General features: G+C 48.2%; 4 protein-coding genes and 1 pseudogene. 2 read left to right on the forward strand and 3 right to left on the reverse strand.

The genetic code is table 11. The annotated features are described in order from the left end of the window. Positions 1 to 211 precede the first annotated feature (211 nt). The 3 genes from AS151_RS01930 to AS151_RS01940 all read right to left on the reverse strand — a co-directional run bounded on the left by AS151_RS01930 (position 212) and on the right by AS151_RS01940 (position 6,969). Positions 212 to 2,095, reverse strand: a complete 1,884-nt coding sequence (locus AS151_RS01930) for an adenylate/guanylate cyclase domain-containing protein (RefSeq protein WP_071515388.1) — start codon at positions 2,093 to 2,095, stop codon at positions 212 to 214. Between the two features lie 231 nt (positions 2,096 to 2,326). Next, positions 2,327 to 4,255 carry an EAL domain-containing response regulator gene (locus AS151_RS01935; RefSeq protein WP_071515389.1) on the reverse strand — a complete coding sequence of 643 codons (1,929 nt, stop codon included), beginning with the start codon at positions 4,253 to 4,255 and terminating at the stop codon, positions 2,327 to 2,329. 335 nt (positions 4,256 to 4,590) lie between these two features. Continuing rightward, complete coding sequence (locus AS151_RS01940) at positions 4,591 to 6,969, reverse strand: ATP-binding protein (RefSeq protein ID WP_211517491.1); 2,379 nt, start codon at positions 6,967 to 6,969, stop codon at positions 4,591 to 4,593. 549 nt (positions 6,970 to 7,518) lie between these two features. Between AS151_RS01940 and groES the strand changes: the two genes are divergently transcribed. Further along, the gene (gene groES, locus AS151_RS01945) at positions 7,519 to 7,827 is read left to right on the forward strand and encodes a co-chaperone GroES (RefSeq protein ID WP_071515391.1); all 309 of its coding nucleotides are present in this window, start codon (positions 7,519 to 7,521) and stop codon (positions 7,825 to 7,827) included. A gap of 131 nt (positions 7,828 to 7,958) precedes the next feature. After that, positions 7,959 to 8,541: pseudogene (locus tag AS151_RS01950) on the forward strand (TCP-1/cpn60 chaperonin family protein); the annotation flags it as partial.

Raw genomic sequence — 8,541 nt, forward strand, 5'->3', positions numbered from 1 at the left:
CTTTAAGAAAGATGGCTACGACTATCAAGTCAATAAAAGTCAATTATTGTCCAGTAAACAACCTATTAGGAAGTAGCAGTTTTCTCACGAAAGGGGCAACCACACCGGGGTTGCCCCTACAAACAATTGTGATTTTTGTACATTGGATTCCCCATGAATTCTCGATGGTTCCCCTTCTCAAGAGGGAGACGGCATGCGGGACTTTTGCCTCTCATCGCTTGCCAGTTAGCCAAAAAGTGTTCATCCATCCCCGTCCTTTCACATCGATGGCCCCGCGGGGTTGGAAAAGATATTTTTCTTGCAAGCGCTGTCGCATCGCTTCAGTGACTTGAATGCCTTCGGCTTCCCCTTGGGATTCCATGCGAGAAGCAACGTTAACCGTATCCCCCCACAGGTCGTAAATAAATTTTTTGGTGCCAATCACCCCCGCTACAACCGGACCGGTATGAATACCAATGCGAATTTGAAATGGTTTGCCGTCGTCTCGGTGATATTGCTGCACGATGTTTAGCATTTCCAAAGCCATATCAGCGATCGCTTCAGCGTGGTCTTCCCGCGGTGTAGGCAAGCCACCGGCGACCATGTAAGCATCACCAATGGTTTTGATTTTTTCCAACTGATAGCGGTCGGTGAGTTTGTCAAAGGCAGAAAATATCTGGTTGAGCAAATTCACCAGGTCGATGGGCAGCAGGCGGGCAGAAAGGGGGGTGAAATCCACTAGGTCGGCGAACATAATCGTTGCATCTTCAAATTGTTCGGCTACCGAACCTTGGGCTTGTTTGAGGCGGTCGGCGATTTTTTGGGGCAAAATATTGAGCAACAGTCGGTCGGATTTTTGTTGGGCCAGACGCAAGGCGGCTTCGGTGCGTTTGCGATCGCTGACATCGCGGAAATACCAAATACGTCCGTAATATTGTCCGGAACTGGAACGCACCGGACCGGAGTAGCGATCGAAGACCCGTCCGTCTTTGAAGGTGATTTCGTCGCGGGTCACTTGCGTGCGGTGCTTGGATAGGTAATTCATTTGCTCTAAAAATTCCTGGGGATTGTCCATAGGCCACAAAATCCAACTCAGCAGTCGTTCGGTATCCCCAGAAGCAATGACGTGGGGGGGAATGTTCCACAGCTCGCAAAACCGCTGGTTGTACGAGGCGATGTTACGGTTTTCGTCGAGAACCAAAATCCCATCGAGGGCAGCTTCTTGTTGGGCTTTGAGAATGGCGTTGCTGCGGCTGAGGGCTCTGGTAGCTTCAATGCGTTCGGTGATGTTTTCAGCAATGCACATTAAATGGGTGACGTTGCCATCTCCGTCTAACAAGGGCACTTGTAACGTGCGCAGCAAAATTTTGTTGCCATGGGCTGATTCTACTTCTTCTTCTGGAATTTCTTGCAGTTCTTTCTTTTCAACCACTTCTCGCTGTTGGGATTCAAAGATTTCTGCTGTTTCTGGTGGGTATAAATCCCGAACGTTATGAGAAATGGCTTGTTCGCTAGAGATACCAAACATTTTTTCGCAGGCTCGGTTCCACAATACGTAGCGATATTCGTTTTGTACGTCTTTGGTGTACAAGGCAAGGGGGAGGTGTTCGATGATGCTATCGAGAAACTGCTGCGATCGCCGCAATTCCTCCTCCGCCCGCATGCGATCGCGCACTTCTTGTTCGAGACGGTCATTTTGCTCTGCCAGCAGCTGCTGGGCTCGACGCAGTTGTAGTTGGTTTTCAATACGGATAAAAACTTCTTCCAGTTGAAATGGTTTGGTTATATAATCAACACCTCCCACCGAAAAAGCTTTTACCTTATCCGGCACCTCATCCAAGGCGCTCAAAAAAATGACAGGAATATCTTGGGTCTGTTCGTCCTCTTTGAGCTTTTCGCAAACTTCATACCCATCCATCTGGGGCATGTTAATATCCAAAAGGATTAAATCCGGTGGTTTGGCCTTAGCCGCCCGCAAGGCTGTACTTCCGTTAGTGACGCTACGCACTTTATAGCCCCGCTTGCCCAAAATTTCTGACAGCAAGCGTAAATTTGTGGGGGTATCGTCTACAATCAGAATATTGGCACTGGAGGCTTGGAACCGATCGATGGTCATAAGGTTTTGGGAGTGGCTCAAAGAAAATGGGTGGGGGGGGCGATCGCTTCAAAGATGCTTGAAAGGTAGGGAATGGAACTTACCTCGATCGAATCGCGATCGAACGCTCCGCTGGCCAAACTCAGGCATGTCGGCAACCAAAGACATTCCCGCCACTGGCTGGTATAGAAGCTCTCTGCTATCCTATCGCCAGCATGTCCCCGAAGCCAGATACATACCATCTCTATCATTTTATTTTTTTGTATAGTTTTCCACAACTTGCCTGGGAAGTTCCCACGCTTTCCCAGACGCAGCCATCTCGACGGCAGCTTCCGCATCTACCGGCGGCGAAAACCAAAATCCCTGTCCGTAGTCGCATTGCAACGCCTGCAACTTCTCTAACTGCTGGTAGGTTTCTATGCCCTCTCCAACAACTGTCATGCCCATGGTATGGGCCATATTGATAATAGCAGGTACAATCCCAGTGGGTGCTTCCTCAATGTGGCCAGAGGGAGGAGAAAGTTGTTGGATAAAGGATTTATCAATTTTTAGCACATCTACGGGAAATTCTTGCAGGTAGCTTAAAGAAGAATATCCCGTTCCGAAATCATCAATACTGATTTGAATGCCCCTTTCCTTAAGAGAATTCAAAATGGTTTTAGCGCGATCGCGGTTTTCCATAAACAAACTCTCAGTAATTTCTAACGTTAAACAGGCAGGTGGTAAACGAGATTCTAGCAAAACTCGATCGATGGTCGATAGCAAATCGGGTTGGGAAAACTGCCAAGCCGACAAATTTACGCAAATTTTACCATTGCATTCTGTGCCATTCCCTTCTGGTTGGAGGCAATACCAGCGAGCCATTTGCTGGCAAGCTGCCGCCAAAATTTGCCTGTCTATGGAGACAATCGCACCGGTTTCCTCTGCAACCTGTACGAACTCACCAGGCAAAAGCAAACCTTTTTCGGGATGCTGCCACCGCAAGAGCGTTTCAAATCCAATTAATTTTCCGCTTTTTAAACAAATAATGGGTTGGTAGTAAGGAAGCATTTGACCCTGATGAATTGCTTTTCTAATTTCCGTCTCCACCTGCAAAAATTCTACCACCCGGCGGCGCATAAAAATATCAAAAATACGATATTGACCCTTACCCAATTCTTTGGCTTGGTACATCGCCACATCAGCATCGCGCAAAATATATTCCGGTTTTTGGTAGCGGTTGTCTCCATAGGCGATGCCAATGCTGGTGTTCATATACACATCCCGTTCGGCTACCCAAAAAGGTTCGCCAAAAGCTTGTAAAATGGCCTCGGCCATTTCCGTTGCTTGGGAAAAATTGTCCATTTTTTCTAACAAAACCGCAAATTCATCTCCGCCCAAGCGAGCCAATTGAATTTGTAGGGAACACGCTGGTGATGAAAATCGCTCGAGAACTTGCTGCAGTCTTTTTCCAATAGCAATTAACAGCTCGTCACCGATAACATGACCGAAAGAATCGTTTACTTTTTTAAAGCGATCGCAGTCTAGAAATAAAACTGCAAATCGATAGCTTGGTTGGGCTTGGCAATGGCTGAGGGCTTCTTCTAAATGTTTGATAAATAGGGTACGATTGGGCAGTCCCGTGAGAGAATCTTTTAACGCCATTTCCAAAAGTTGCTGCTGGGCTTGTTGGCGTCGTTGAATTTCTTGCTGCAACTCCTGATTGGCCGCCTCCAATTGCTGGGTACGTTTCCGTACGCGATTTTCCAACTCAGCATTTAAATGGGATATTTCTTGTTGTGCTTTTCTTAAAGCTAGATGGTTTTCCACCCGTATCAAAACTTCTTCCACTTGAAATGGTTTGGTAATATAATCCACCCCACCTACTCGAAATCCCCGTACTTTATCCATCGCCTCATCGTGAGCGCTTAAAAAGATTACTGGAATGTCCTGGGTTTGCGGGTTGGTTTTTAACTGCTCGCACACTTCGTAGCCATTCATCTCAGGCATATTAATATCCAGCAAAATTAAATTGGGCGGTTTTGCCAATGCCGCCCGCAAAGCTGTCGGTCCGTTGGTGGCACTACGGACTTTATGTCCTTGCTGCTTCAATAATCGAGCAAGTAGTTGGAGGTTGGTTAACACATCGTCAACCAACAAAATATCTCCTTTGGGGGTAGATGCAAGTAAAGGCTCGTTCATAGCAAAATCTGGAGGTCAAGGGCATAGAGAAAGATTAACTGGCAAAACAAGAATTACAACGAATCTAATCGCTATTATAAGTTTCAAGCCACCCCCCTAACGTGATGTAGATCGTTTTTTAGCACAGAAATGCCATTGAAAATGGTGTTTGGGAAACAGTTGTGTGGGAAATATGTATAAAAACTTCACAATATCGTGGTTTGTAGTGGTGGGAAAATTCAATCCAGCTACCAACACCATTGCAATGAACATGGGCGAATTTTTGCTAAGCCCTTTCCCAGCTAATTGGGAAGTTTGGCTTCCAGATCGAACCGGATTGGTTCTTAGCTGGTGTCTTAGTTAGCGTTTAGGAGTACGCTTTCCGTACAAGCAACAATGGCATCGAAATCAAAATTGCGAGCCAACTCCGCCAATGCTTCCCCTAGGGGATAATTCCCAACCACCGTTTCGTCCAAACCATCCAGCAAGCTCAAAATGCTTTCCGAATCCGCTTCAATGGCAGCCTGGTGAAGCTCTTGTACCCATGGTTTTGGTAATTCTGCCAAAGCCGCCGAGACGGATACGGAAGAGGTAGCTTCCCTAACTTGATTTTTGTCCGTAACAGTGGCAGACACGGGCGCTGAAACCACTTCAGAACGTTCGTATAAATAGTGTACGTCCAAATAGTCTGCTGCTGTTTGCAGTATGGTTGTTGGAGAAACCGGTGTATGCAAGCAGTAGTTGCATCCAGCCTCAAGCATTTGGGTTTTTCCGTAGGGGGAACGATCTGCTTCTACCATGGCAATGGCTACCGTTTCTTGGTAAAACCAATCGCGATTGGTGGTGTGGTTGGGTGGGGCTTGTTGGTACTGCCGCGCGCGAATTTCACGAACAGCTGCGATCGCTTCCCCTGCCAAAGTCGCCACATCCACAAAAATTAAGTGGGGTTGCCACTGCTGCCAAACCTCAACCAGTTCTGCCTGATTCGCTGCTGTTTTGACGGCAAAACCGACATTGGCTAGCAACTGCTGTAGAAAATTGCGGGTTTCTTGGGTTCCTGCCGCGATCGCCAAGCGATATTCTGGCTGCCCAGGCAACAGCGATACAACCTTGGAATGGGGAAAATCGTTTTGACTGCAGTCAGCTTGGACAATGGCTAGGGGAATTTCAAAAGCAAATTCCGAGCCCTCCCCGATTTGGCTGCGAACGGTAATTTCTCCTCCTAATAAACGCACAAAATGGCGGCTGATAGGTAATCCCAGTCCCGTGCCCCCCTGGCGCGATCGCTGGGAAGTGATGGATTTTTCAAACGCAGCAAAGAGTTTTTCTATTTCCGACGAAGCAATTCCCATGCCGGTGTCTGCAATGGCAAAGCGAAAGACCTGCAGGTTCTTGTGGCGAGAATCGGCAACGAGTTTTTCTCGATGGTGGACATCGATGTCTTGTTCCTGGGAAACCGGCGCGATATGCAAGATAACTTTTCCCCGCTCGGTAAATTTAATGGCATTGTCCAGAAGATGGGCAAGTATCTGATGGAGTTTTTCCTCATCCGTACGTACGTATTGAGGGATATTTTCTGCTAGGGAAAACTGTAAAATTAGTCCTTTTTCCCGAGCTTTGGGTAAAAATTTCTGTTCTAAGTTAGCTAATAACGTCAAAAAATTGAAATGGGTGGCGTGAAATTGGGTTTTGCCAGATTCAATATTGGACATTTCTAAAATGTCATTGATAATTTCTAATAATTGTTCGCCGCTGTGGTGAATGATATCTAATTGTTCGCGATGGTTGGTGGCAAGTTCGCTATCTTGAGCTAAAATTTGGGAAAATCCTAAAATGGCGTTGAGGGGCGTACGCAGTTCGTGGCTCATATTGGCCAAAAACTCGCTTTTGGCCCGGTTGGCAATTTCTGCTGCTTCTTTGGCTCGTTGCAGTTCAATTTCGGTGCGCTTGCATTCGTTGATATCCGTATGCGCCCCTACCATGCGGATGGGGATGCCTTGCTGGTTCCACTGTGCTTGGCCCCGGTCGAGTATCCATTTGTAGCTACCGTCACGGCAGCGCAGGCGATATTCAATTTGGTATTGGGAGGTTTTTCTCTGTAAATAGGATTCTAAGGCGGTTTCGACGCGGTTTCGGTCGGCGGGATGCAAGCGATCGCGCCATTCGAGCAAGCTGCTGCCAATCTCGCTATCCTGATAGCCGAGAATTTTTTTCCACCGGCGAGAACGAAAAACATGTTGGGTGGGTAAATTCCAATCCCAAATACCCTCGTAGCCCGCTTGTACAGCCCACTGCCACCGCTGTTCGTTTTTTTGCACTTCCGCCTGCACTTGCAGCTGGCAGGAATTGGGTTGACAGAGCTGATGTTGGGCCATGAGGTAGGCCAGCGAACGCACCAGCAACTTTCCCGTTAGGGTAGGTAGGTCCAACGCATCTCCAGCTCCGGCTTGCAGGCTTTCCCGAACCAGGGAATTGTCTACCCCCTCCGCTAGCAGCAAAATGGGAACGCTACCGCTGTGTTCTTGAATCCAGCTTGCAAAGCGATCGCATCCAGGATCGTCCAAGTCCAGGTGTAGAATCACCCCATGGATGATTGCTGATGTTTGCAAAAACTCGCGAGCTTCTTGTAGGGAAAAGACACAGTGCCAGCGTATTGGCGGTACCACTGGCGTAAACGACAGCATATTTTGCAGGCGTTCCACCAGGCCATTGGCAACAGCGTCCCCTTTTCCCATTACTAGCAAAATCTGGCAATAAGAGCTGGAAATATGAAGTTGGAAAACAGGTGGCATTTCGCGGATCCTTAAACAAACAACCGGTTGGAACCAGGGATTGTGAAGAAAATAGAAAAAATATATAGGAGATTGGTCGGGGATACTTTTCTATCTCTTCGTACGTTTTCTCGAATGCACTACCCGGATGGCTTGAATTTAGCTAAATTTTAGGAGTTATACGAGTCCTTTGAAAGTGGAATTTTGTATAGAATGCTATCCGATTGTGAAGAAACAGCGATCGCTTCTCTAAGCAAGGTTCCCCAGACCCATCGCCACAAACACGAACAATCTAACAAAAATTTTTTTATCTGTTCCCAGCCGCCAATTGCTAGGGGTGTCTAACGCCCCAGCCAGTTCGGAAACCCGTACTGCCGTTGGCGTTGTCAGGGGCAAGGAGGCTCCGCTAAATTAGCACTCAGAAAACGAGAGTGCTAAGTGCTAAATCGGCTGCCTATTGAGAAAGGGAGGCACTCGCTTTTAGCCAAGCGTTGAGTCCTGGAGGGTCTGTATATGGCAGTAACCATTAACGTTTCCAACGTCAAGCCTTTAGGCGATCGCGTATTCGTCAAAGTCAGCAAAGCCGAAGAGAAAACCGCGGGGGGCATTCTCCTGCCCGACACCGCCCAAGAAAAACCCCAAGTGGGCGAAGTAGCCGCTGTTGGACCCGGAAAGCGCAACGATGACGGTTCCTACCAAAACATGGACGTAGAAGTAGGGGACCAAATTCTCTACTCCAAGTACGCCGGTACTGACATCAAAGTAGGTGACGAAGATTACGTCCTGCTTTCCGAAAGAGACATTCTGGCAAAAGTTTCCTAACTGTCCCAGAATTCTGCCAACCTCGCGCAACTACTTTTTGCCTTCATAGGACAAGCCTAGCAAATTTCGCCATCTCGTCATCTGTAAGTACTTGTGTAGTACTTGGATAGCAACTGGAACTGGGAGGAACTATGGCCAAACAACTCATTTATAACGAAGACGCTCGCCGCGCCCTAGAACGGGGCATGGACTTGCTAGCCGAATCCGTCGCCGTCACCCTGGGTCCGAAAGGGCGCAACGTAGTATTGGAGAAAAAATACGGTGCCCCGCAAATCGTCAACGACGGTGTCACCATCGCCAAAGAAATCGAACTGGAAGACCACATTGAAAACACCGGCGTCTCCCTGATTCGCCAAGCCGCTTCCAAAACCCAACGACGCCGCCGGCGACGGCACCACCACCGCCACCGTCTTAGCCCACGCCATGGTCAAAGAAGGGCTGCGCAACGTAGCCGCCGGTGCCAGTGCCATTGCCCTGAAGCGGGGCATCGACAAAGCCGCCGCTCACCTGGTGGAAAAAATTGCCGAACACGCCCGGGATATTAGCGATACCAAAGCCATTACCCAAGTAGGTACCATCTCCGCCGGCAACGACGAAGAAGTGGGCAACATGATTGCCCAAGCCATGGAAAAAGTAGGCAAAGAAGGGGTCATTTCCCTCGAAGAAGGCAAATCCATGACCACCGAGCTGGAAATCACCGAGGGGATGCGCTTC

The organism is Geitlerinema sp. PCC 9228 (genome assembly GCF_001870905.1).
In the GTDB taxonomy this organism is placed as follows: Bacteria; Cyanobacteriota; Cyanobacteriia; order Cyanobacteriales; family PCC-9228; genus PCC-9228.

Coding starts and splice junctions, on each gene's coding strand:
- AS151_RS01940 (WP_211517491.1), bottom strand. CDS start 6,969: ATGGGAAAAGGGGACGCTGTTGCCAATGGCCTGGTGGAACGCCTGCAA.
- AS151_RS01930 (WP_071515388.1), bottom strand. CDS start 2,095: ATGACCATCGATCGGTTCCAAGCCTCCAGTGCCAATATTCTGATTGTA.
- AS151_RS01935 (WP_071515389.1), bottom strand. CDS start 4,255: ATGAACGAGCCTTTACTTGCATCTACCCCCAAAGGAGATATTTTGTTG.
- groES (WP_071515391.1), top strand. CDS start 7,519: ATGGCAGTAACCATTAACGTTTCCAACGTCAAGCCTTTAGGCGATCGC.